At 44.1% G+C, this 22,657-nt stretch carries 24 protein-coding genes; 5 read left to right on the plus strand and 19 right to left on the minus strand.

Annotated elements, in window-relative coordinates:
- Window position 1 precedes the first annotated feature (1 nt).
- The 3 genes from BUB08_RS14700 to BUB08_RS14710 are packed head-to-tail and all read left to right on the plus strand — an operon-like array spanning window position 2 to window position 1,985.
- Entirely contained in the window at window positions 2–700 is a 699-nt protein-coding gene (locus BUB08_RS14700; protein WP_073002670.1) for a DNA alkylation repair protein, read from the plus strand.
- Between the two features lie 9 nt (window positions 701–709).
- On the plus strand, window positions 710–1,342 hold the full coding sequence (locus BUB08_RS14705) for a DUF502 domain-containing protein (RefSeq protein ID WP_073002671.1): 633 nt from the start codon (window positions 710–712) through the stop codon (window positions 1,340–1,342).
- Window positions 1,329–1,985, plus strand: a complete 657-nt coding sequence (locus BUB08_RS14710) for an HAD family hydrolase (RefSeq protein WP_073002814.1) — start codon at window positions 1,329–1,331, stop codon at window positions 1,983–1,985. The genes BUB08_RS14705 and BUB08_RS14710 overlap by 14 nt, the downstream gene beginning before the upstream one ends.
- Before the next feature lie 69 nt (window positions 1,986–2,054).
- Here BUB08_RS14710 and BUB08_RS14715 read toward each other — a convergent pair whose 3' ends face one another.
- From BUB08_RS14715 to BUB08_RS14755, 9 genes are all read right to left on the minus strand, one after another.
- Complete coding sequence (locus tag BUB08_RS14715) at window positions 2,055–3,200, minus strand: prolyl oligopeptidase family serine peptidase (RefSeq protein WP_073002672.1); 1,146 nt, start codon at window positions 3,198–3,200, stop codon at window positions 2,055–2,057.
- Between the two features lie 10 nt (window positions 3,201–3,210).
- A complete protein-coding gene (locus tag BUB08_RS14720) occupies window positions 3,211–4,404 on the minus strand; it encodes a glucuronyl esterase domain-containing protein (protein ID WP_073002673.1) in 1,194 nt (397 codons plus the stop codon).
- Between the two features lie 20 nt (window positions 4,405–4,424).
- Entirely contained in the window at window positions 4,425–5,468 is a 1,044-nt protein-coding gene (locus BUB08_RS14725) for a Gfo/Idh/MocA family protein (RefSeq protein WP_073002674.1), read from the minus strand.
- Between the two features lie 450 nt (window positions 5,469–5,918).
- A complete protein-coding gene (locus tag BUB08_RS14730) occupies window positions 5,919–6,683 on the minus strand; it encodes a glucosamine-6-phosphate deaminase (protein WP_083570788.1) in 765 nt (254 codons plus the stop codon).
- A gap of 12 nt (window positions 6,684–6,695) precedes the next feature.
- The gene (locus BUB08_RS14735) at window positions 6,696–7,931 is read right to left on the minus strand and encodes an Nramp family divalent metal transporter (RefSeq protein WP_073002675.1); all 1,236 of its coding nucleotides are present in this window, start codon (window positions 7,929–7,931) and stop codon (window positions 6,696–6,698) included.
- Window positions 7,932–8,022: 91 nt separating this feature from the next.
- On the minus strand, window positions 8,023–9,264 hold the full coding sequence (gene nagA / locus BUB08_RS14740) for an N-acetylglucosamine-6-phosphate deacetylase (RefSeq protein ID WP_083570789.1): 1,242 nt from the start codon (window positions 9,262–9,264) through the stop codon (window positions 8,023–8,025).
- Between the two features lie 254 nt (window positions 9,265–9,518).
- The gene (locus tag BUB08_RS14745) at window positions 9,519–10,496 is read right to left on the minus strand and encodes a Gfo/Idh/MocA family protein (RefSeq protein ID WP_073002676.1); all 978 of its coding nucleotides are present in this window, start codon (window positions 10,494–10,496) and stop codon (window positions 9,519–9,521) included.
- Between the two features lie 9 nt (window positions 10,497–10,505).
- Window positions 10,506–11,858 (minus strand): Gfo/Idh/MocA family protein, encoded by a 1,353-nt coding sequence (locus tag BUB08_RS14750; RefSeq protein WP_245820209.1) that lies wholly within the window; start codon window positions 11,856–11,858, stop codon window positions 10,506–10,508.
- Window positions 11,859–11,865: 7 nt separating this feature from the next.
- Entirely contained in the window at window positions 11,866–12,975 is a 1,110-nt protein-coding gene (locus tag BUB08_RS14755) for a LacI family DNA-binding transcriptional regulator (protein ID WP_073002677.1), read from the minus strand.
- Between the two features lie 260 nt (window positions 12,976–13,235).
- On the opposite strand from BUB08_RS14755, the gene BUB08_RS14760 reads away from it, so the two are divergent.
- The gene (locus tag BUB08_RS14760) at window positions 13,236–14,192 is read left to right on the plus strand and encodes a calcium/sodium antiporter (RefSeq protein ID WP_073002678.1); all 957 of its coding nucleotides are present in this window, start codon (window positions 13,236–13,238) and stop codon (window positions 14,190–14,192) included.
- Between the two features lie 69 nt (window positions 14,193–14,261).
- Window positions 14,262–15,197 carry an oxidoreductase gene (locus tag BUB08_RS14765; RefSeq protein ID WP_073002679.1) on the plus strand — a complete coding sequence of 312 codons (936 nt, stop codon included), beginning with the start codon at window positions 14,262–14,264 and terminating at the stop codon, window positions 15,195–15,197.
- A gap of 57 nt (window positions 15,198–15,254) precedes the next feature.
- On the opposite strand, the gene BUB08_RS14770 is transcribed toward BUB08_RS14765, so the two are convergent.
- The 10 genes from BUB08_RS14770 to BUB08_RS14815 form a co-directional block, all read right to left on the minus strand.
- Window positions 15,255–16,256, minus strand: a complete 1,002-nt coding sequence (locus tag BUB08_RS14770; RefSeq protein WP_073002680.1) for a 3-keto-disaccharide hydrolase — start codon at window positions 16,254–16,256, stop codon at window positions 15,255–15,257.
- A gap of 26 nt (window positions 16,257–16,282) precedes the next feature.
- Entirely contained in the window at window positions 16,283–16,702 is a 420-nt protein-coding gene (locus BUB08_RS14775; protein WP_073002681.1) for a hypothetical protein, read from the minus strand.
- A 158-nt stretch (window positions 16,703–16,860) separates the two neighbouring features.
- Window positions 16,861–17,373 (minus strand): hypothetical protein, encoded by a 513-nt coding sequence (locus tag BUB08_RS14780; protein ID WP_073002682.1) that lies wholly within the window; start codon window positions 17,371–17,373, stop codon window positions 16,861–16,863.
- A 51-nt stretch (window positions 17,374–17,424) separates the two neighbouring features.
- Window positions 17,425–18,195 (minus strand): TIGR00266 family protein, encoded by a 771-nt coding sequence (locus BUB08_RS14785; RefSeq protein WP_073002683.1) that lies wholly within the window; start codon window positions 18,193–18,195, stop codon window positions 17,425–17,427.
- 217 nt (window positions 18,196–18,412) lie between these two features.
- A complete protein-coding gene (locus tag BUB08_RS14790) occupies window positions 18,413–18,913 on the minus strand; it encodes a DUF3592 domain-containing protein (protein WP_073002684.1) in 501 nt (166 codons plus the stop codon).
- A gap of 40 nt (window positions 18,914–18,953) precedes the next feature.
- Window positions 18,954–19,304 (minus strand): DUF805 domain-containing protein, encoded by a 351-nt coding sequence (locus BUB08_RS14795; protein WP_073002685.1) that lies wholly within the window; start codon window positions 19,302–19,304, stop codon window positions 18,954–18,956.
- 52 nt (window positions 19,305–19,356) lie between these two features.
- The gene (locus BUB08_RS14800) at window positions 19,357–19,824 is read right to left on the minus strand and encodes a hypothetical protein (protein WP_073002686.1); all 468 of its coding nucleotides are present in this window, start codon (window positions 19,822–19,824) and stop codon (window positions 19,357–19,359) included.
- An 85-nt stretch (window positions 19,825–19,909) separates the two neighbouring features.
- Entirely contained in the window at window positions 19,910–20,758 is an 849-nt protein-coding gene (locus BUB08_RS14805; RefSeq protein WP_073002687.1) for a hypothetical protein, read from the minus strand.
- A 153-nt stretch (window positions 20,759–20,911) separates the two neighbouring features.
- On the minus strand, window positions 20,912–22,183 hold the full coding sequence (locus tag BUB08_RS14810; protein ID WP_073002688.1) for an OmpA family protein: 1,272 nt from the start codon (window positions 22,181–22,183) through the stop codon (window positions 20,912–20,914).
- 58 nt (window positions 22,184–22,241) lie between these two features.
- Window positions 22,242–22,604 (minus strand): LytR/AlgR family response regulator transcription factor, encoded by a 363-nt coding sequence (locus BUB08_RS14815; RefSeq protein ID WP_073002689.1) that lies wholly within the window; start codon window positions 22,602–22,604, stop codon window positions 22,242–22,244.
- Between the last annotated feature and the right edge of the window lie 53 nt (window positions 22,605–22,657).

A 22,657-nucleotide genomic window follows, 5' to 3' on the forward strand; every position in this document is an offset into this window, starting at 1 on the left:
CATGGAATTTATTTTAGATAGTCAGGAGACAGAAAAAGATTTTCAGCAATTGCTGCATCAGGTGAAACTGCGGAAGAATGGAGAAATTTCTGATTCGATGAAACGGCAGGGAATTGAATACAAACTCAACTGGGGCGCTTCAATTATCGATCTGCGCGAATTGGCGAAGCAAGTTGCTCCCAGTCATTTGCTGGCGTTGAAGCTTTGGAACAAGCAGTGGCGCGAAACCATGATTTTGGCCACGTTAGTGGACGAGCCCGATGAAGTGACCGAAGAACAAATGGATTTTTGGACAAAAAGTTTCGAAAACCGCGAAATTGCCGAGCAGGCTTCTGCAAACCTCTGGGTGAAAACCAAGTTTGCTTTTGTGAAAGCCATTGAATGGAGCCGGGGGAAAAAACATCTGGTGCGGTTTACCGGAGTTCATCTGATGGGGCGCTTAGCGCTTGTTCAAAAAAATGCCATCGACGAAATGTTTGAGCCATTTTTTGAAGAACTGGCTGTTTTAGGAAGAGATCGCCGGCTGAGTACCGTTATCTACCGCACTGTAATTGTGCTGGGAACACGTTCTGAAAATTTGAACAAGCAGGCTATTGAACTGGCAAAAGCTTTTCAGTTGGGAGAGGAGGAAGATACCGCAAAACTGGGCGAAATGCTTTTCGAAGAATTAACAGCTGATTACATTTCTTTTCGAAACTAATACATGGCGATGGTTAAAAAAGTTATTCAATATTTTTTGCAGGGAATTTTGCTGGTGGCCCCGGTTGTTATCGTTATTTATATTCTTTACTCCCTGTTTATTACTGTTGATGGCTGGTTAAACCGTCAGATTTCGCCACTGCTGGGTTTTTCTTTGCCCGGCCTCGGCATAGTATTTCTTTTTGTTTCGCTCACATTACTGGGTTTTCTGGGGCAAACAGCATTTCTTCGTCCGCTAAAACGAATAGCAGCAAATTTTATCCGGAGAATACCTCTGCTAAATTTGTTGTACTCTTCTATTAACGATTTGTTTTCGGCATTTGTAGGGAAGGAGAAGAAGTTTAATGTCCCGGTAAAAGTGCTGTTCAACGCAGAAAACAATTTGTGGAAGCTGGGTTTTGTTACCAAAGAAACAATGGATATTATTGGGAGCGGAGAGTTGGCCGCTGTTTATTTTCCGCACTCCTATAATTTTTCGGGAGAATTGTACCTGGTTCCTGCCGAAAGAATTCGGCATTTGGATATCACTCCGGCAGAGGCCATGAAGTTTATTGTGTCGGGCGGCGTTACCCGGTTTGATAATACTGAAAGCAATATAAATGATGAACTGGAAAAAGAAGAAAACTATAATGCAGAAAATTAATTTGTCATCTTTCGAAGCCGTCATTTTTGACATGGACGGAGTTTTGGTTAATTCCGAACCTTTTTATGTGGAGGTGGAACAATCCAATTTCAGAAAATTGGGGCTGAATATTTCTGAGCAGGAACACCAAACCTACCAGGGAACTGCCACCGACCGCATGTGGAAGTTAATAAAAGAACGCCACGGTATTGGGCATCCGGTGGATGAGTTGGTGGAGATGACCAACAACCTGGTGACTCCTTATTTTAATTCGCTGGAAGAAATTGAGCCGATGCCCGGGGTGGAACTTTTGCTGAAAAAGCTGAAAGCGGAAGGAATTCCGCTGGCGCTGGCATCGTCTTCTTATCGCGATGTAATTGAAATAATCCTCCGGAAAACCGGATTGAAAAAATATTTTGAGGTTGTGGTGGACAGTCGGTTAGCCGGCTCCAGCAAACCCGAACCGGACATTTTTCTGTTGGCTGCCAAAGAGCTAGGTGTGTTGCCGGAGAGGTGTGCTGTTATTGAAGATTCTACCAACGGAATAAAAGCGGCCAAAACAGCCGGAATGTACTGCATTGCATTTGCCGGCCCCGGTTCGGAACTGCAGGATCAAACCCGGGCCGATTTGATTATTTCGGATTTTAGCGAGCTGGGTTTCTAAAAAAGATCACCCGGCTTTTCCTTGGTGAAATATTTATTAGTAAACGTTAACGAGTTCTTCAACAGTATTTTATTCTCCTAAAAAGTATTCAAAAAAACGGTAAATCTGTTCGTTTGATTCTTCGTTGGGGGAGTGTTCCGGGCGATTGGTCATGGCCACGCGGTTGGAATACCCCAGCAGTTTGTTTACAGCGATGGTGTGGTTCAGCGCTTCCCAACGTTCCGGCGGGTCAGATGAACCACCAGAAACCAAAAACGGCCGCGGTGCCATTAATGCGTGGAGTTCGTGTAAATTGTATCCTCCTTTTATCAATTTTGGGTAGAGGCCTTTTGCTTCTTCTACCATCCCCTTTTTTCTCCAGATGTTGGTCCATGGCGGCTGGAAATACCCCAGGTACCAGGGCTCCCAGTAATTAACTCCCGAACCTTTTGTTTCGTCAAAAACAATTCCTGGATCCGACCAGGCTGCGCAGGCAAACTTTTCGTACAGACAGGACGCAAACATTGCCCATTTTCCGCCGTAGGAATGTCCGAGAATTCCAATTCGTGTAGAATCAATCCCATTCACTTTCGCCAGCACATTCCACGCGTTGGCAGCTGCATACGCCAGTGTTGAGAGCGGTTGCACGCTGGCGTTTTCAATTGACGGATAATAGAGCGAATAGGTTTTTGCCTGCGTGGTTTCGGTGGTGCCAAGAGATAAAACAACGAATCCGCGTTTGGCGAGCTGGTAAGCGAAATCGCGATGAGGTTTGCCCATTCCAATGGCTGTTTCCGGTTCATAAAAAACTGTAATTACAGCCGGCTTTGCCCCTTTGCCGTTCGGAATCAAAAGATAGCCTTCGGTTTGTTCTTCGGGCAACCAGTAGAATCTGACTTTGTGTTGCGTGAAGTTTTCCCGCTGTATTGTTTCCGTAATCTCCAATTTTTGATTGGAAATAATTGGTGGCCAGGATCCCATCATTTCATGCCAGCGCTGAGCAATTTCTTCCCGTCTTCGTCTCCACTCTTCTGCTGATTGTACAGTATCGCCATTGTAAAATTTCAGGGGAGAACGAAAATTCCCAAGGGCGTTGCGAAACGCTTCGGGAGGCGAGAAATACTGTTCTATTTGTTCCCACAATACTTCTTTTTCCTGATTTTTTACGCACTGCGAAAAGACAGGAGTTGCCCTGAAAGTTAAAATGATGATTGCTGTAATCAGAGAAAGCTTCATAACGAAAATATCAAAGTACGCTAAAATATTTGTTGGCAAATTGTATAAACTGCTGCCAGTCGTAGGGAGTCATGTTGTGTTTTCCTTCTCGGTTGTGAAAGCTCATGTGCGGACAAATAACTTGTTGGTTGACCGCCGGCATTTCTGTTGGCAGACAGTTTTTTATTCCGTAGAGACTGAAGGCGGGCTGGGCTTCGGTAAGAGCAAGGTACTGCCCTTTGGGGTCGGCCCACAAATCTTCGGCAGCACTTGCAACGTAAACGGCGCGTGGCGCAATTAAGGCAAGCAGCATGTGTTGATCTACCGGAAGTTCATCTTCTTTTCCGGCGAATTTTTGGTAGTTGGGGCAAAACCAGTAAGGAAAATTTTTTGTGATGCGTTCCACGGTTTCGCCAAAAATTCTGCGGGAGAGAGCAGCGCCCGAATTTCCCGATTCGTTGGAGATGGTAATGGCTACCCGTTTGTCCTGCGCGCCAAACCAGAGTGAGGACTTTCCTCCGCGCGAATGCCCAACTGAAATTATTTTTGTTGCATCAACCGATTTGTCGTTTTCAAAATAGTCGATTGCCCGGCTGGCGCCCCAGCCCCACGCACCCAATCCACGCATACCGTTTTCCATTTGAAGTTGCTCGGGATAAAGCTGCTCCAAAATGCCGTTTTTAAACTTAACTTTATCGTCGGGAGAAACGTCAATTACATCAAACCCCGAAATTCCGTAGCCGGCGTCGATAACTTCCTCGGCAGACCAAAAGCCATCTTTGTTCTGGCGGGTAACGTCCATTGTTTTCAGCCCCCGGTGATTTATTACCAGAAACATAGGGACCGGCTTTTTCGCTTTATTGGGCGTAAACACGATCAGGTTCATGGTTACTGATTTTTGGTTCCGGGTAACGGTAACGGCCACTTCTTTTAGAGTCGTTTTACCGCCCATCGCTTTTTTGTCGTGTTTGGTTATTTCAAATTGAATGTCGTCAAAGTCTTTGGGCACCTGTCCGTAAACGTTGTCTTCAAAAAGCTTTAGAATTTCCGGACGGCGAATTTTTTCCCATTGTTCAGTAGTGGAAATCGTTTCTCCGCTTTCGGTAACCAAAAGTTCCGGAAGTTGGTAGCTCCCAACTTTTGATTCATCGTAATTTTGAGCGAAAACAGCTTGAACCGTAAAAAGAAGGGAAAGCAAAAAGAAGGTCGTTTTATTGATGTTCATAGTTTGTAATTGGTTGATTTCTATGCCTGATTTTTATTAATCATTGAGTTAGTTTGAGCCGATTTGTAAATATCCAAAATTAAAGCTACAGATTTTTTGGCTTCTTCGCCGTCAATTTCAAATGGCCGGTTTTCTTCCACGGACTGAATAAATGCAGCCAGGTTTTTTGCATGATTTTCAAACGAAATGGCAGCCGGATCGGCAACACCTCCACCTCCTTCAATTTTGCCGTACTGCTGAATTATTTTTTCATCATCTTCGGTCATTTCAGCAAACTGCCAAACCTGCAAACTGTTTTCCACCAAAACAATGGAGCCTTTTGTTCCGGTTATTTCCAACCTGCGGAATTGCCCGGGATAAGAAGCGGTAGTTCCGTAGATTACTCCGAGCGCTTTGTTTTCGAATTGAAGCACACTAACCGCAGTGTCTTCTGCTTCTATTTGTGGATGCCCGATGTTTGATGTGAACGCTCCCAACTTACTCACCGGGCCCATAAGGTATTGCAGCAAATCTATCATGTGAATGGCCTGGTTCATTAAAGCGCCGCCGCCATCGAGGCTCCAGGTGCCGTGCCAGCCTTCGTAGTAGGCATTGTTGCGCCACCACGGAACATGCACTGCTGCATAAGTAATTGTGCCCAGCCGTTTATCGTCGATGGCTTTTTTCATAATACGGGTGGTTTCGTTGTATCTGAGGTTGAAAATTCCACCCAGCCGGGTTCCTGCTTTCTGGTGCGCTTCAATCATACGGTCTATCCGGGCGGTTTCAATTTCCAGCGGCTTTTCGCAAAGCACATGTTTCCCGCATTTGGCCGCTTCAATTACAGGTTCCATGTGGGCGCCGCTCGGAGTAGCAATCATTACCATATCCACCTCGTCCGATTTTAGCATACTTTGGTAAGTGTCCCAGTATTTTACGCTGTACTTTTCTGCCATCTTTTTTGCTTTTCCGCTTCGGATGTTGCTAAAACCGGCGAGCCGGGCATTGGGTAAAGACTGAATTGATTTTGCATGAAAATCCGCTATCATGCCAGTTCCGATTATTCCGATATTCCAGGTTTTCATTTGTTTATATTTTTACTTTTTGTGGCAACAGGTGGAATTCGCGTGAGATTTTAATCATCTCGGCCGGTGTAAATTCCATTCTCATGCCCATTCTATTGGTTCCGATTTTGCACTTACGTTGTTGCAACTTTAAAAATGTAAAAATCTTCTGAAAGATTATAATTCAACTCGAAAATGTTTACTCTGCAACTGCTAAAAGTTTCTTCTCATGCAGGGTGAAAACCAATTTGCCAGGGGAAAGTGAGTTTGAAAGCGGGTAGGAAGTTTGCTTGTTTGTTTTTGCCGATCAGCGAATTGATTCGAAAGATTGAAACGTGTCGTTTTTTGTTTTTCCAGTGTTTTCGAGATTATTCTCTGACTTGAGAAAATCAAATGCAAACAGTAAAAAAAAGAAAAGAAGAAGGTTGCGTCTCTTGTGGAAAAGATGCAGTCAACCTTCTTCAATGGATATTATTTAAGTTTTGATGCTGCTCCTTTATCCAGGAACAATATAGTTTCCGGGTGTTTCCGCAAAATAGTTGCCGGGCATGCCGTCGAAATTTCTGCATTCAGCGTATTGTACACGGCCTCTGCTTTTCGTTCGTCGGGAACTACGCAACTGATGGCTTTACAACTCATAATTTGAGGAATGGTGAGCGAAAGCGCGTGGGTTGGCACATCGTCGAAAGTCGGAAACCAGCCTTCTCCCAGTTGCTGTTTTCTGCAAGCGTCGTCGAGCTCAACTATTTTTACCAGTTTCGGGTCGTTAAAGTCGGCTACCGGCGGATCGTTAAAAGCGATGTGCCCGTTTTCTCCAATGCCGATGCAGGCTATATCGATGGGATGTTCTTTCAGCAGGTTTTCGTAGCGCAAAACTTCGGCTTCCACATCGGGAGCATCAGCGTTGAGGTAGTACACCTGTTTGGGCTGAACCTTGTCGAGTATCCGTTCTTTTAAGTATTTGCGGAAACTGGCCGGGTGAGTGATGGGCATTCCTTTGTATTCATCGAGATGAAAAACCGTTATTTTTTTCCAGTCGATGGCGTGTTTTTGCAGATTTTCCAAAAACTGGAACTGCGAAGCACCTGTGGCCAGAATCAGGTTAGCAAATCCTTTTTCTGAAATGGCAGCGTTTAATTTTTCTGCAACAAAAAGTGCTGCTGCCTGTCCCATTTCATCGGGAGCATCAAAGATTTCTACTTTCAGGTTATCTTTCTGTAAGTCAATTTTTTTCATTTTTTTAAATTATTAAAAGAGTTCAGTAATAGCAAAGTAGGTAGTTACAAACGAGAAGAGCACTACTGCCCATATTCCTATATTTTCGCGAAGGCTTGCTTTGTTTGTCCCCATCAGTTTTTTGCGGTTAATGAGCAATAGTATTGGTATTGCCACGGCCGGCAGAATAACTGCCTGAAAAGCCTGTGAAAAAATCATCAGGGCAGGCGGGCGTTGCTTCAGAAATACTGAGCCAAACGCAAATACCAGTGCCCCCAAAATGAGAATCCGCGATTGGGTGGAATGAATATTTCGTGGTTTGCCCGTGTAATCGGCAATTAACCAGGGAGCAATTAATACAATGGGAAAGATGGTGGAAAGTCCGGCTCCGACTATCCCCAAAATTAGAATGAAAGCTGCGGCATCGCCACCAATTGGTTCAAACAGGGCAATCATTTCAACTGTGTTTTCCAATTTCAGTCCCATTACATGAAGCGTTCCTGCTGCTACAGCCATAATTACACCGCTCAGAAACAGCATCATTGCTGCCGATACAAAAGCGTCTTTCTTTTCATCTTTCAGGTTTTTAATGCCCCAGCCTTTTTCTGCCACAACCGTACTGCGCATAATAAATACAGCAGCCGAACAGGTTGTTCCGGCAATAGCAGCTACAAGTCCCATTGCTCCGGGTGTGTCCGGGATTCCCGGAACCAGGCCTTTTGCAATAACCGAGAAATTGGGACTTACCATGAAAAATACCACGATGAATGATAATCCCATGAAGATTACAAAAACGGTGAGTACCTTTTCGAACGTTTTGTACTGGCCAAACCACAACAGGAAATATAATCCGACCACAAGTATCAAAATGATCCAAAAACGGCTGACAAAGGCATCGTTAAACAACAGCCGGATTGCCTCTTGCAAGAGGTCGGCAACAATTCCCATGACGCCCATAAGCGCCAGAAGCTCACCTATAATCAGGGCAATTAAGATGTAAAGCGCCAGAATCCAGCCATATTTGAATTCCCCTTTGATGTTATTTAGTGCTGTTTTTCCGGTTACCAACGTAACCTTACCGTAAGCCACCATCAGAATAAAGGTGAATATGCACGAGAGAACCAGGGCCCAGAAAAGCTCCATGCCATGTTCTGCGCCGGTTTTGGCCATTGTGGTAACACTGCCGGTTCCAATATTGTACCCGATAAGGAACAGTCCGGGGCCGACAGCCGCGAGGGCAATTGCGATTTTTTTTAGTCGTTTGTTCATGTAGTTTCGTTAATTTTTAAACAATAGGATGAGGTGGTACAGACGTCTGCTTGCCTGTATGTTCAGATTTATTGTTTTAATTGACAGTTGATTATTTGCTTTTGTAAACCATTTTCCCTTTTACCCAGGTTTCTTTTATGTTTACGGTAAATCCGTCGAGTGTAAACAGAATTATGTCTGCACGTTTCCCGGGCTCCAGAACACCACGGTCAGTAAGGTTGTACAATCTGGCAGGATTGGTACTTCCCATTTGAACAGCCTCGGCAAGCGTACAGCCTGTAACTTCCATAATGTGGCCTATTCCTTTGGTAATAGGTGCAGCAGAACCATACAGTACGTTTTGTGCCGGGTACCGCAACATTCCATCTTCTGTAAGTTCTATTGTTTCGCCGGTTGCCGTTTTGTACTGTCCGGGCTCCAATGCTGCATAGTGGGTTACGTCGGAAATGATGATGGTTTTGTCGGTTCCTTTGGCTTTGTGGAAAACTTTAATTTCTTCAGGAAGCAGGTGAAAACCATCGCAGATGATGCTGGCGTAAAGCCTGTCGTCAGCCAGTTGCGACCAAAACGGGTTTCTGTGCCGGTTAATGGTGTTAGCTGCTCCGTTGCCCAAATGTGTGGCTAATTTCGCACCTCTGTCAATTGCTGCTGATACTGTTGCTGCATCGGCATTGTGGTGCCCCAGTGCTACAACAATACCGTTTTTGGTGCATTGGGAAATGAAATCCAGTGCCCCCTCCATTTCCGGAGCCACGGTTATAATCATGATATTTTTACCTGATGCTTCGTAGATTTTCATGAAGTCGTTCCAATCGGGGAGTTTCACAAATTGTTTTGGGTGAGCTCCGCGATATCCGTCTTCCGGATTGATGTACGGCCCTTCGAGGTGAAAGCCGGGAATGGAACCCCGCAGGTTTTTGTCTTCTATGGCATTTGCCAGTAACTTAAAGTTTCTGACCAAAACTTCGGTGCTATTTGTGGTGATAGTAGGAAGGTAGGTGGTGACTCCTTTTTTCCACAGTTCACTTGTGGCTTTTTCTATTCCTTCTGTGGTCAGGTCGTTGTCGCCAAATCCAAAAGAAACACCTGCAAAACCATTTATCTGGTTGTCGAAAAATCCCGGCGCTACGTATACCGGGTTTTCACTGGTTACTTTGTCGATGTTTGTAATTTCTTCGATAATTCCGTTATTGATTTTTAACTGAACCGGTTGCCCGGTGTAATAATGAATTCCTTCTATTACCTGCTGGGCATTCATTTCGTAAAAAATGAAGAAAAAAACCAATGCTGCTGCTAATCGGGTAAATCCCCGAGATGAAATTTTTGATAACATATTAATCGATATTTAAAATTTACTTTTCATTATTAAACGGATTTGGAATTTTGACCAAATCCTCAATTCGTTTTCCTGCATGTTTAAATCGCGCAAGTGTATAAACACACCCGTCACGGTCTATTGCAATTGAATTTGCATAGGTCGGACGCGTTCCGTCTTCGTAAAAAATGGCTCCGTGGTCCATGTATTGCTTGTGGGGGATATTGTAAGTTATGAGGTTGAAGAGGTTTCCCTCCCAACATTCGGGACTCTTAGCTTAAAGTCAGATATTCTACTTCTACCCAATTTTCTGTTGCTGCAGATTTTTCCAATGCCTCCAGAACCGAAACACCATTCAGAATACTTTGGTGTGAGCGCGGCTCTTTTCCCGTACGAAACATTTCAACCATGTCCGCATAGTTTTTCGGCGGGTTGGTTTCTTCTACCCTCGATTTTAGTTCCACCAGCTTTTTGGGCGTTTCAACAAATGTTTCCCAGCCGTACGCTTTTCGTTTAAAAATAAGTGTGGCAAATAGTCCCCCGGAAAATTTGAGGCTTGCACTTCCGTATTTCCCGTCGCGGGTGATTTTTACACGTTCAATGTCTTCCCCAAAAATGTTCATCAGTGGCTGGAGAATATGCACTCCGTAAAAGAAAACGCCACCGTATTGCGAATCCAGATCCACCGGCCCGGTTCTGATTACCTGCTTGATTTCCATGCTTTTTACCTGCTCTTTAATGTCGAGCGTGGCGTTGCTGTGAGCGATAGAACTATATGATGTTACCGGAGTTCCTTTTTTTCGGGCAAGTTCAAGAAATTTTTTCCCTTCGGCAGCACGGTAGCAAAATGGTTTGTCAATAAAAGCAGGAATGCCTGCTTCAATAAAAGGAGTGGCCGGCTCCAGGTGATTTTTCGCGTGGCGGTGATCCACAATTAACGCATCTATTTTTCCCAGCATCTCGCGCGGATCTTTCACCTGATTGGGAATATTGCCGCGCTCCATGGCGTTTTTTGCAAATTCGTCGGTCTCTCCCCAAACGTATTTTACTTCAACGCCAGGAAACATTTTGTCGGTGTTGAACATTTTTCCGAACCCGATGGTGTGTGAGTTTTCTGCACCGATAATTCCGATTCGGATATTTTTTTGAGCCTGCCCTGCAAAAGCTGTTTCTGAAATAATGCCTGGAGCAACTGCGGCAAAGGCTAAGCCTTTGCCGGTAGTTTTAATAAAGTTGCGTCGCGAATTCATTTCTTTGAATTAAAGTTTCATTTCCCAACCTTTTTCATATTCGCGCGACCATAGTTTATTCGCTTTTTTGTCGCCGATAATATGTCCGTTTTCCGGATTTATTTCGAGCGAGTGACCTACGCGTTGTGCAATGTTTCCGAGTTGTACCAGCAATGTACTTTTGTGTCCCGAATCGATATCTGCAACGAGGCTTTCTCCTGAAGTAATATTATTAAATAGGTTACGAATATGCAGGGAGTCCAGATGACTTGAAGGATTGGCAGCGTCGCGCGGATCTACTTTTTTAGAGTCTTTTACCTGTTTGACGATATTGTTTTTCAGGTCGTACACGGTGTATTCATTTCCACCCGGAATGAACATGCTTCCTTTTTCGCCATAAAATACTACACCAACAGACGTGCCTTCAATGGGTTTCCCGTTGCAGCTTCTTCCTTCCCATGTCATGGAAATTCCTTCTTTGAAGTCGAGGTTTATTACCTGGGTATCCGGAGTCTGCCAATCGTCGGAATAACGATATCTGCCGCCGTTTGAGCTGACTTTTATCGGATAATCCACTCCGAATCCCCAGCGCAGGAGGTCGATCATGTGAGTTCCGTTGTTGAGGGCTTCGCCGGTTCCCCACTGCCAGAACCAGTGCCAGTTGTAATGCACAATGTTGTCTTTGTAATCCATACGCGGAGCAGGTCCCTGCCACAAATCCCAGTCGAGCCATTCCGGAACGGCAACTGTTTTACCAACGCCAATGGGGCCACGGTTGTTGGTGTACCAGCTTTTCCCGAAGTACGGGCGTCCGATGATGCCTTCTTTCAGTTCTTTAATGCCCTGTGCTACGTTGGGGTAAGAACGGCGCTGGTTCCCCATTTGTATTGATTTTTTGTAGCGTTTTGCAGCTTCAACCAAAATTTCTCCTTCGCGCGGATTGTGGCTGCACGGTTTTTCAAGGTAAACATGTTTGCCGGCCTGCATTGCCAAAAGCGCTGCCGGAGCATGCCAGTGGTCGGGTGTTGCAATAACCATTAGATCTACATCTTTGCTTTCCAGTGATTTCCGGAAATCGGAAAAGCCTTGTGGTTTCCGGTCTTGTATTTTTTGGATGTTTGCCGAGCATTTTTCGATGGCTCTGGAATCTACATCGCAAACGTGAATTACCTCGCAGTTTTTTTGAAATGCAAAGTTCTGGGCGAGCGCATTTCCGCGCGAATTAACACCCATAACCGATGCCCTGATCATTTCGTTGGAGCCCATAATGCGCCGGTACGCCGAAGCGCTGAATCCGGGAAGTACTCCACCAACTACCAATCCTGCAGAAATGCCTGCTGTCTTTTTTATGAAATTTCTTCTTGAGTCTAAGTTTTTCATCATGCTTTTTTTAATTATTGACTGTTGTTGTTTTTATTTCAGTTCGATGTTGTCGGTTGAATCCAATGTAAAAGCCCATGTTTTCGCGAATAATAATATCCAGCGGAACATGCAGAATTTTTTCCGGTTCCTGTTTCTGGATGAAAAATTCGAATAGCGTTTGAACTGCCCGTTGCCCTTGTTGTACCGGACTTTGGGAGATAATAACGTCAATTCCCCCGCTTTTGAGGTGATTGATATTTCCTTCTACCAAATCGTACCCGAGCAGGCGTATGTCCAAATCATGGTTTTGATGAAATTCGGAAACCAGGTATGCTTTTGAGTTGGTTACAAAAACACCTTTAACTGCCGGATTTTTGATGTAGTATTTGGTTAACTCGCGAAAGACTTCATCTTTTTGTTTCGATTTTATTGTGAGCGTGGTTATGTGTTTGTTTTGCTCCTGACCGTGTTCCTTAAAATATGCTCGGAATCCTTCTTCCATGCGTTTCAGCGCTGAGGCGTTGTCGAAGCCTTTAACCATGTTTACAATTAGTATTTCGGCCTTTTCGGGGAGGATGGAATTCATGAGCCGCCCTGCAATGTACGCGCTCTGCTTTACGTCGGGGCCAATGTACGAAAGGCTTTGTCTGTTGGGTATGTCTGCGTCAATAAAAACAAACGGGATTTCTTTGTCCTTCAGTTTTTCGGTAAACAATTTACTCTCATTTAGGAACAGCGGGGCAAGTATTACTCCGTCGGGGTTTATTTCCAGTATTTTTGCTGTTTGCTGGGTGAATGTTTTTTCATCAAACAGATCGTAGAAAAAGTACTGGGTGATAATTCCATAATCCTTGAACTGTGCGGAGCCCATTTCCAACCCGTTGAGAGGCATTGACCAATAATGACCTTCGGAGGGCGCAGCGGGAATAAGTATGCATACGGTAAACTGATTTCCCAGCGCAAGTGTTCTGGCCAGCAGGTTCGGGTTGAAGTTGAGTTTTTCAATTGCTTCTTCTACCTTCTTCCTTTTTTCCGGCGAAACCTTTCCCCGGTTATGGATAACCCGGTCGATGGTTCCCACCGAAACGTTGGCGTATCTGGCTACATCCTGTATGGTTACTTTTCTAATTTTCTCCACGTTATTTGCGTTTGTTTATGACAAAACTATGTAAATGGTTTTCAATATCAAAGAAAAAGTGTGTGCGTGCACACAAAATATTTTTTCGGCTGATTTATTTTATCTTTTATATCCCTGTTAAATAATGTTTTGATATTTTTTGTAAAAATTAAAAAATGTTGTAAAACAGGAAAAATGTGTGCGGACACATATTTTGCGTTTTAAGGAGATTATTTGTTTTTTTACACTTTCAAATTTTCATTTCTTATTTGCAGTTTTTTATGTTGATTAACAGTTTCCTTTTGATTTTAGGGTTTGTGATTTTGATTAAAGGTGCCGACTGGATGGTGAATGGCGCGTCGGCACTGGCAAAAAAGTATAATGTTTCGGATTTGGTGATCGGATTGACGATTGTTGCTTTTGGAACTTCGGCTCCTGAGCTGGTTGTGAATATTGTAGCCTCGTCGCAAAATTTGAACGACATTGTGCTGGGTAATGTGTTGGGAAGTAACATAGCCAACCTATTTCTGGTTTTAGGCATTACCGGAATTGTATATCCGCTGGTGGTGCAATCGAGCACTACCTGGCGCGAAATACCGCTTTCGTTGCTGGCTGTGGTTTTTTTGTTCCTGCTGTCCAATAACTTTTTCATGGGAGGAGCTCCGTTGATTTCAAGAGCAGACGGGCTGGTTTTATTGCTCATGTTCGGGCTGTTTATGTATTATGTTTACCGGCTTTCGAAGTCTGATGAGGCTCCAAAGGAGGAGATTGTAAGCAACGTTTCAGGGTTTAAAATGTATGCTTTTATTGTTTTGGGCCTTGCCGGCCTTGTGTTTGGTGGCAGACTGGTGGTTAATAACGCGGTGGAAATAGCTACGTTTTTAGGTCTTAGCGAGAAAATTATCGGTTTCACGGTGGTGGCTATCGGCACTTCGTTGCCGGAGTTAGCTACATCGGTTGTGGCGGCAATTAAAAAAAATACCAACATTGCGGTGGGCAATATTATCGGCTCCAATATTTTTAATATATTTTTGGTTATTGCCGTTAGTGCAGTGGTGCGCCCTGTCGCATTTAATACTGTTTTTAACACCGATTTGTATCTGCTTGCAGGAGGAACTCTCTTCCTTTTTATTGCCATGTTTACCGGTGGCAAAAAGAAGCTGGACCGGTGGGAAGCATTAATTCTGCTCCTGGTTTATTTAGGATACACGGGTTGGTTGGTGGCCGGGGAGTTTTAAACACAGCGTTACAATAACGCAGGATTTTTGAGTATCTTGTTTGTACTTTAAACTGAAAAGATTTACGCGATGAAAAAAGAGAACTGGACAAAAAATTGCATTCCCGATTTAACCGGGAAAATAGTAGTTGTAACAGGTGGAAACAGCGGATTGGGGTTCGAATCGGTTGAAACGTTTGCTGAACATGGAGCCCGTGTAGTTTTAGCCTGCCGTTCTCTTGAAAAAGGGGAGAAAGCCAGAGAAGGAATTATGAACGCAGAACCTGCCGGGACAGTAGATGTTGCCGAACTCGATTTGGCCAGCCTCGAATCGGTTCGGGGATTTGCAGAAAACTTTCTTCTGAAGTATTCGCGGCTGGATGTGTTGCTGAATAATGCAGGAATTATGACCACCCCGTATTTTCAGACAAAAGACGGCTTTGAAGGGCAGAATGGAACCAACCATTTAGGGCATTTTGCACTCACCGGACTGCTAATGCCGGCTCTTCGCAAAACACCGGCCTCGCGGGTGGTGAGCGTGAGCAGCATAGCACACAAACAGGGGAAAATGGATTTTGGCAATCTGCTTTTCGAAGGCGGAAAAGGATATACCCCGATGAAAGCTTATGGCCGGTCGAAGCTCTCTAACCTGTTATTCATATACGAATTGCAGCGTTTTTTTGAGAAGGAAGGAATAGACTGCATTGCGGTAGCAGCTCACCCCGGAGTTTCGCAAACCGAGCTTTTCAGGTATCTGGATAAGAAATGGTATTTCAGAATTGGGCGGCCGGTTTTTATGGCTCTGACGCAAGAACCTAAAATGGGGGCTTTGCCCGAAATCAGGGCGGCTGTTGACCCCGATGTGAAAGGTGGCGAATTCTATGGGCCGTCGGGTTTTATGGAAATAAAAGGATACCCGGTAAAGGTGAAATCCAATGCAGCATCGCACAATAAAGACCATGCCCGGAAACTTTGGGAGGTTTCAGAAAAATTAACCGGAGTAAGATTCAACTCTTCCATATCATAAAAAAACCTCCAAGTTTTTTCACTTGAAGGTTCTTCTTTTGGTGCTGTTTGTTACAGCCTATTTGATAATCGGTTTCAATACAATATTTCTGTACGAAACTTTTCCGTGGTCGCCCTGCAGGTAAATGGGGCCTGGCGCAAACACGTCGGCTTTAATGGCGCCACCGGTGGGGCCGTAAACCGGTTGATTGTCGATAATGGTTGTACCGTTTAGCTTAACCGTTACGTGGCGGTCGCAAAGGGTGATGTCCATTTTCTGCCATTCTCCGGCAGGCTTTTCTGCGGCTGACGATGGCGTTATGCGACTGTACAATGCACCCATGTTGTGCGAATCGAGCTCTTTCCCGTAAGAGTCCATCACCTGAATTTCGTACATGCCACGCAGGTACACCCCGCTGTTGCTTCCCTCCGGAACATTAACTTCCAGCGTGAGGTTAAAATCTTCGAATTCTTGTTCGGTACGGAGATTTCCGTAGTGAATGCGTTTGCCTTCGGTCTGAACGGGATCGTTTACCAATTCGCCTTTAACCACTTTAAACCCGTTGCCACGTTCCGGGCGGATCAGTTTCCAGCCGGAAAGATCCTTCCCGTTGAACAGCTTTATCGGTTTGTCGTATTTTACTTTGGAAAGGTCGGGAGCAGCAGGTACATCAGGAAGTTTCCATCCGTAGAAACTCATTTCAGAAGTTTCCATTCCATTGCGCGACGGCTGAATGGCTTTTCCGGAAATGCGGTCGCCGCTGCGTGTGATTTTAAACAGATGAGGAGCAATCATTTTGCGTTCGTTGCCGTTTTTGTCTTCCATCGTGGTTTCCCGCGCGCGCATCACCACCAGGTTATCGTCGTCTACCAGAAAAACGCTCTGTACTGGCAAAACACTTCCCCCGCGCCAGAGTAGTTCGGCATCGAGAAATCCGTTGTTTTCAAAAACCTGAAGCCAGCCCACTGTGCCTCCTTCAACTTCGATTGTCCACATGCCATAAAATCCGTCGGGTTTTTGTGCGCTGGCAAACAGCGTTGCCATTAATACTGAAATAAACAGTAGAGATAATTTTTTCATTTTTTAAAAGGTTTATTCGATTTATTTTACTGCGAACAAACATACAAAAAAAGCGTGGACGTTAAACTGCTGTTTTGTTTTGAATGATTGTTCGCAGAGGATGCACACGATGCCGAAGTGGGGTTGGAGCAAACAATATCACCGTATAAGTTGTGAGTTTTCGAAATAGCTGCCAGCGAACGTGAACCCATTGATTTTAGGGACCCCGCGGCAGATCTGACCCGTCCCCCGGGCATTTTTTCGTTCCCATCGGCATAGTTTTGTTGTCCCCCGGCCATTTTTTTTATTCCCGCGGCACATTTGCCCCGCCCCTTGGCCATTTTTTTAAGTCCATCGGCAATATTTATGCGTCCCCCGGCAATTTCTGGGTTCCCCCGGCTCTGTTTGTGTTGTTCCCGTGCCTTTTTGCTATCAAAAAAAGCCACTTCCCGAACAAGAAGTGGCATAGTTTATAAGGTAATTAACACTTGGAATTGGAAATTGTGTTATTGGCCGGCTGTATTTTCTGTTTTCAACGGTTTAACGTTTTTGGCTTTTTGAGGCAGCCGATGGAATTCGGGTGGGGTTTTAATCGTTTTATTTAGTGTGAATTCCATTTTTGTTTTTACAGGCCAAACATAACTTTAACGCCCAGACGCAGATAATTGGCTCCTCCCAACGTGTACCTGACTTCCGGTGCAATTGCCAGCTTTTCTCCGGCAGGGATGTTTAGTCCGAGGCCAAGATTAAGCCCTACATCAGAACCGGTTCCGTCCAGTGTCCCGGCAAAATCGCCATATTCGCCCAAGTCGTAGTCGTACTCGTATTTTATTTTCCAGAAGGTGAAGTTTAACCCGCCAAGAGCGTAAAGCCCGCCAATGTTTTCAATTTGTGTAAGCTGGTAGTTGGCATCCAGGTCGAGGGCCGACCAGTTGACGAAATCTTTTTTCAGGAAATAGGTGAATGACGGCGCAGCGCTCCATTTTTCGTTAAAATCGTATTTCCCGTTCACGCTAAAACCAATGTTGTTAATATCGGTTCCGAAAACCACACCCGGGCCTACGCTAATTTGTGCGCCTGCTTCAGGCACGGCAAAGAATAGAATTGATGCAAATAAGAGTGTAAATAAATTCTTCATAAACTTTAATTTTTTTGAATGTGAGAATATGTAAAATGATTGATTGTGTTTTTATGATTCCAGTAGGTTTTTTAACAGTCCGCCGCTGTCTTCCTTCCGGCTGTTGGAGCTGCCCGGAGAGAGCTGGTTGATAAGTTTGCTGATGGGCATAGACTGCAACCATACGGTGCCGGTGCCGCTCAGTGTGGCAAGGAATAAGCCTTCGCCGCCAAATACCATCGATTTGAGGTTACCTGCCCGTTGGATGTTAAAATCTATTCCGTTTTGAAAGCCAACAACACACCCGGTATCTACTTTCAGGGTTTCGTTATTTAGCTCGTATTCGATGAGGGTTCCGCCGGCATGGATAAAAGCGGTGCCGTCGCCCTGCAGTTTTTGCAGGATAAACCCTTCGCCGCCAAAGAATCCTGAGCCAAGTTTCTGGTTAAAGTGCAGGCTTATTTTTGTTCCCAGTGCAGCGCATAAAAAGGCATCGCGTTGTGTTATTATTGTCCCGCCCATTTTTTCGAGGTCGATAGGAACGATGGTTCCGGGGTAGGGGGCAGCAAATGCCACATGGCTCTTCCCGGTTCCGCGGTGAGTGAAATGCGTAATAAAAATAGATTCGCCGGTAAGTTTGCGCTGTGCTGCCGAAAGCAGTTTTCCGAACAACCCTTTTTCCGGTTCCGACCCGTCGCCCATTTTGGTTACAAACTCAATGTCTTGTTTCATGTATAGCATTGCTCCGGCTTCGGCAATTACGGTTTCATCGGGGTCGAGTTCAACCTCTACATACTGAATGTCGTGTCCGCCAATTTTGTAGTCGATTTCGTGTGATTTCATCTGCTTAAAATTTTAAGTTTTATGTGGCAACAGATGGAATTTGCATGAGACAATAATCGTCTCTTTGGGTGTAAACTCCATTTTTGTGCTCATTACATATGAATTAAATGTTTGTTTTTGAAGTACTGCATCAACGGGCAGATTGTATGCCGGCTTTTTATTGCTTGTTTTTTTTGCCTCAAACGCAGCTTGTTAAATGCAGCAGGAGAGGATAAATCTATCTTCCAAACAGCATTCGTTTTATCCGCGCCAGCAGTCCGAGTACGATTAGTACCGAAACAGCGCAAAACAGCAGGGGCAGCCTTAATAACAATCCGAGCCAGAGACCTGCGCCGGGTTCGAGCACTGTGCTCTCCGGAAATTCGGGGTCGTAATACACCGCTACGCTTGTTCCTTTGGCATATTTTTTAAGTTTTTTTACTTCGCTGTTTTTCATGCTGCTGGAGCCGTCGGCCATGGTAATGCCCGAGCTGCTGTATTGGCGATTGTTTACGGTATAGTCGTAATACACATTTGCCGAATACATGATTGTTCCATCGCTGTTGGTGCTTTCTCCCAGTTCCGCTGCAGTAATTACTCCCTGTGCCGTTGGCCATTTTTCCGAAGCCCGGGCTTCTTTCAGCATAGGTTGGGTAAAGTGCCGCCATCCCATAAATCCACTTACAAAAAATATAATGGCGATTAAGAGTGAGCCAAATACCGAAGTTTGTTTTCTCATGATGTTTTGTTTGTTTACAGTTGATTGCGTTGTTTGATAATTATGCAAATGCTTTTGGGTTTGCCCCGTATTGGTTGTTAGTGCTTTGTCCTTCAGTTGCCATCAGAATAATGAGCCATATGGCGCCGATGGCCGGAATAAGGACAATTAATAGCATCCATCCGCTTTTCCCGATATCATGGAGTCTGCGAACAGATACTGCCAGTGCGGGGATTAACAACGCCAGTGCGTAAATGCCTGCAAATACCATGTATGTGCCAAGTATGCTGTCGATTGCTCCTGCTGCCGCAGAAAATATAATGTTGAATACTACGAACATCCAGTACTCCTGCCGCCTAGCCCTGCCGTTAAAATCGGCATATTGATTTAATACTTTCAGGTACCATTTCATTGATGTAGTTTTTATTCTGGTTAATGAATTATTGTTTTTCGAATGAAGAAAGTCACTTAATCATTTTATAAACGTCAGACTCAACACTTCCGCTAAATGAATAGGATTTGAGTAATGTTGCATCGGCGCAGGTTCCTTCAAATGTAATTTTATCTGCCGATACTCTTTTTATTGTTCCGCTTACTCCAACATACATTTCAGTACTTCCGTCGCTTAACAGGAGATTTTCGCCGAGAATAGTAACCGATGCATAGTTTGTTCCAATATCAATGGTGTTGCCCACTGTTCCCGGAACCGAAGTAATCAGAATGGAGAATTCGTCGCCTTTAGAAATGGATATTTCATTGCCTGCCATTCCAATTTCGTTGCTTGTTCCTTTCGAAATGGTGTTGCCGTTTATTACCAATTCGTATTTTCCTGAAGTTCCGGGTGTTTCATTTTCGTCGTCTTTACTGCACGCAACAAAAGTGAGCGAGAAAACGCTTAAAAGAATAAGGATGTTGAAAATTGATTTTTTCATAATTGATTGATTTTTTTTGAATGAGATTTACTTTGTTGATTGATATTTTGCGGGATGAAAGAAAAAGGAGCCGTTTACTGCCGGACTATTTTTTCCTGAGTTTTACCATTTGCTGAATCATATTGTAAGTTCCCCGAAGTTCTTCTTCGCTCATTTGCTGCATTTCTTCGTCGTTTTTAAGGGCTGCCTTTTTCCATTCTTCGTATGACATTTGGCTCACTTTTTCCAGTTCCTTGTCCATGTCTTCCCACTCTTCCCGGTCGATTGGCTCATCGTCGAACCCTTCCAGTTTTTGAACCGGGAAATCGGGCAATTGAAAATGATTGTCGGATACCGGAATATTGAATTTTGCCGATTGCGCTTCGGTAGTGGTGGTTATACCCATTATTTTGGATTCGGCTTTTAACATCACACCTTTGTAAAACCACTGTTTAACGCCGGCCAGATTCCATATTTCGCAGTCGTAGCCCAGCACTTTTCCGTTGCCTGTTTTTTCTCCGCCCATGCTTTCGAGCATGGCTTTCCCTGCCGCTTCGGCATCTGCATCGGGCTGAAAGGCGGTAATCATATCCATAGCCATATCGCGGCTGGCGTATATTTGCTCCTGGTCGAAATCAACCGAATAGCTTTTGCCGTTATCCAGTTTATTTATGGTATGTGTTTGCTCGGTTTCAGTATTCGATTTTCCAAACAATTTGGTGGTTGTGGTTTGTTCAGATTGTTCTTCTTTTAACTCTACTGCGCCAAAGTTTTTAAAATAGAGGCTTTGTGTGCCGCTGCCGGTTACGGTGCTTCCCATTAATTTTCCGGAGATGGTAGTAGTATACTCTACAATACCCGATTTTACCCGGTAGCGTTTTAATTCTTTTTGGGCGTTGCTGTTGTAGCTTGTCAGTAAAGTTAGTATTGAAAGCAGAATTCCTAAGTTTTTCATTTTTATTGTATTAGTGGTTGTTCTTGTTTAAAAGAAGGCGGAGCTGCCGCTGAGTTGGTGTTTTCTGTAAAAGAGCTTTTTTTTTCGCTGTTGTTATATTTTCCCGGATTCGTTTTGCAACTCGGCATAGCTTAAGCAAGCTTGACTCTGCGCTCACAGCTTGACAAATTCAACCCTGCGGTTATTGGCTTTTCCTTCGGGGGTGTCGTTGCCTCCTATGGGTTTGCTTTCTCCCCAGCCTTTACTGCTAAGCCTGTCGGGTGCAATGCCCATTGTAATAAGTTGTTCCATTACCGTTTTTGCGCGTTGTTCAGATAGGGTTTGGTTACGTGCATCGTCGCCATCGCTGTCGGTGTGCCCTTCCACGCTGAATTTCAGGTCGGGCTGTTTTTGCATCAGGCTGAATATTTCGCTAATGGGCCCCATGCTTTCGGGTTTTAGTGTGGCTTTGTTCACATCGAAACGAATGCCGTTGCAAACAATTTTTCCGTCTTGCATTACACGGTCGTAATATTTTACGCCACCTTTGGCAATGCGCACGTTTTTAATGTATTGTAGTTGTTCTGGTTTGTCACCTGAATATCCTGTAAAGCAAAGGGTAAGCCCGGTCGGATTTCCTTCCATACGAGGAATGTTTATCAAACGTGTTTCATCCAGGTAAACTTTTAACTTACTTCTGGTATATGCTATTGATATATGCCTCCACATACCATTGGGATTTACTTTAGGAATTACCTGGTAGCTATTGTCATATTCGGCTGAGTAACTGTTTATCTCTACCGCCTTATAATTGCCGTTTGATTTTTGATTCTTTTTATCGAAGAAATAGATATAAAGGTCTCGCTGATTCTCATCTTTCCAAAACCAGGCGTCTAATTCAACCGTAAATACTTCCGGCAGGTAATCGTCTTTGCTGTTTTTTAAGTAGGGAATAATATCACCGCCTTTAGGAAAAGCAATAACATTTTCGCCATTCACATTAATAATTTCACAATTGCCCTCAACCAAATCCCAACGGCTGGGAAATTCGCCGTTTTCTTCATCGTTTGATGGGCCGTCTTCAAAAATTATTTCATCGCCCGGAACAAAATCGAAACGACTCCATTGTACATCCGTTTTCGGGGCTTGTTCCTGCTCATTTCCGCTTGTTGCTTGTTGGTTGTTTCCTGACGATTGTTGTGGGGTTTGTTCTGCTTCGTTTGTATCCTCTTTTTTGTTTTTCTTTTTTTTCTTTTTCCCGAAAAGACTGCCAATTCCTTCTTCCAGTTTATCAAATCCTTTGTCGATGGCTTTGTCGGTGTTGGAATTGGCCCGCTGGTTAGCTTCGCGGTTAACTTTCTTTTTTACATCAACCTTTATTTGTGCCGCAGAGGTAATACTAAAAAGCAACGCTACAGAAAATAGAAGCAGAATTCTGGTTTTCATAATTGATTTCTTTTTGTGTTTTTTGTGAAGATACCTGGTTTTGGGGCAGTAAAATGCTTCAAATTTGAATGCGCTTGGTTTCGGTTTGAATTTGCAATTGGCTGTGCAGAATTTGTATTAGTTCCTTTTTTTTGCGTGAAGATGTGGGAACTTGGATGTTGTTTTTCAGTATCAGAAAATAGCCGTGCGCTTTATCAATTTTTACCAGGTGCTCCAGGTTTACGAGAAAAGACTGGTGTGGCCTGAAAAAATTAAACGGGATTAATTGCTGCTCGAACTCTTTTATGTTCCTGGAAACCACTATTGGCTGGCGGTTTACAAAATAGAAAGTGGTGTAGCTGTTTGTGCTCTTGCAATAAAGAATGTCCGATTTTGGTATTAGATGAATGGAATCGGAGGTATGTAGTAAAATACGATGCATTTAACCTTTTTTTGTAAAGCTAAATGCTATTCCGTAAGCATATGGGAGGCAAT

It is taken from the genome of Mariniphaga anaerophila, assembly GCF_900129025.1.
Classification (GTDB): Bacteria; Bacteroidota; Bacteroidia; order Bacteroidales; family Prolixibacteraceae; genus Mariniphaga; species Mariniphaga anaerophila.

Coding starts and splice junctions, on each gene's coding strand:
- BUB08_RS14700 (WP_073002670.1), top strand. CDS start 2: ATGGAATTTATTTTAGATAGTCAGGAGACAGAAAAAGATTTTCAGCAA.
- BUB08_RS14705 (WP_073002671.1), top strand. CDS start 710: ATGGTTAAAAAAGTTATTCAATATTTTTTGCAGGGAATTTTGCTGGTG.
- BUB08_RS14710 (WP_073002814.1), top strand. CDS start 1,329: ATGCAGAAAATTAATTTGTCATCTTTCGAAGCCGTCATTTTTGACATG.
- BUB08_RS14715 (WP_073002672.1), bottom strand. CDS start 3,200: ATGAAGCTTTCTCTGATTACAGCAATCATCATTTTAACTTTCAGGGCA.
- BUB08_RS14720 (WP_073002673.1), bottom strand. CDS start 4,404: ATGAACATCAATAAAACGACCTTCTTTTTGCTTTCCCTTCTTTTTACG.
- BUB08_RS14725 (WP_073002674.1), bottom strand. CDS start 5,468: ATGAAAACCTGGAATATCGGAATAATCGGAACTGGCATGATAGCGGAT.
- BUB08_RS14730 (WP_083570788.1), bottom strand. CDS start 6,683: ATGAAAAAAATTGACTTACAGAAAGATAACCTGAAAGTAGAAATCTTT.
- BUB08_RS14735 (WP_073002675.1), bottom strand. CDS start 7,931: ATGAACAAACGACTAAAAAAAATCGCAATTGCCCTCGCGGCTGTCGGC.
- nagA (WP_083570789.1), bottom strand. CDS start 9,264: ATGTTATCAAAAATTTCATCTCGGGGATTTACCCGATTAGCAGCAGCA.
- BUB08_RS14745 (WP_073002676.1), bottom strand. CDS start 10,496: ATGAATTCGCGACGCAACTTTATTAAAACTACCGGCAAAGGCTTAGCC.
- BUB08_RS14750 (WP_245820209.1), bottom strand. CDS start 11,858: ATGATGAAAAACTTAGACTCAAGAAGAAATTTCATAAAAAAGACAGCA.
- BUB08_RS14760 (WP_073002678.1), top strand. CDS start 13,236: ATGTTGATTAACAGTTTCCTTTTGATTTTAGGGTTTGTGATTTTGATT.
- BUB08_RS14765 (WP_073002679.1), top strand. CDS start 14,262: ATGAAAAAAGAGAACTGGACAAAAAATTGCATTCCCGATTTAACCGGG.
- BUB08_RS14770 (WP_073002680.1), bottom strand. CDS start 16,256: ATGAAAAAATTATCTCTACTGTTTATTTCAGTATTAATGGCAACGCTG.
- BUB08_RS14775 (WP_073002681.1), bottom strand. CDS start 16,702: ATGCCACTTCTTGTTCGGGAAGTGGCTTTTTTTGATAGCAAAAAGGCA.
- BUB08_RS14780 (WP_073002682.1), bottom strand. CDS start 17,373: ATGAAGAATTTATTTACACTCTTATTTGCATCAATTCTATTCTTTGCC.
- BUB08_RS14785 (WP_073002683.1), bottom strand. CDS start 18,195: ATGAAATCACACGAAATCGACTACAAAATTGGCGGACACGACATTCAG.
- BUB08_RS14790 (WP_073002684.1), bottom strand. CDS start 18,913: ATGAGAAAACAAACTTCGGTATTTGGCTCACTCTTAATCGCCATTATA.
- BUB08_RS14795 (WP_073002685.1), bottom strand. CDS start 19,304: ATGAAATGGTACCTGAAAGTATTAAATCAATATGCCGATTTTAACGGC.
- BUB08_RS14800 (WP_073002686.1), bottom strand. CDS start 19,824: ATGAAAAAATCAATTTTCAACATCCTTATTCTTTTAAGCGTTTTCTCG.
- BUB08_RS14805 (WP_073002687.1), bottom strand. CDS start 20,758: ATGAAAAACTTAGGAATTCTGCTTTCAATACTAACTTTACTGACAAGC.
- BUB08_RS14810 (WP_073002688.1), bottom strand. CDS start 22,183: ATGAAAACCAGAATTCTGCTTCTATTTTCTGTAGCGTTGCTTTTTAGT.
- BUB08_RS14815 (WP_073002689.1), bottom strand. CDS start 22,604: ATGCATCGTATTTTACTACATACCTCCGATTCCATTCATCTAATACCA.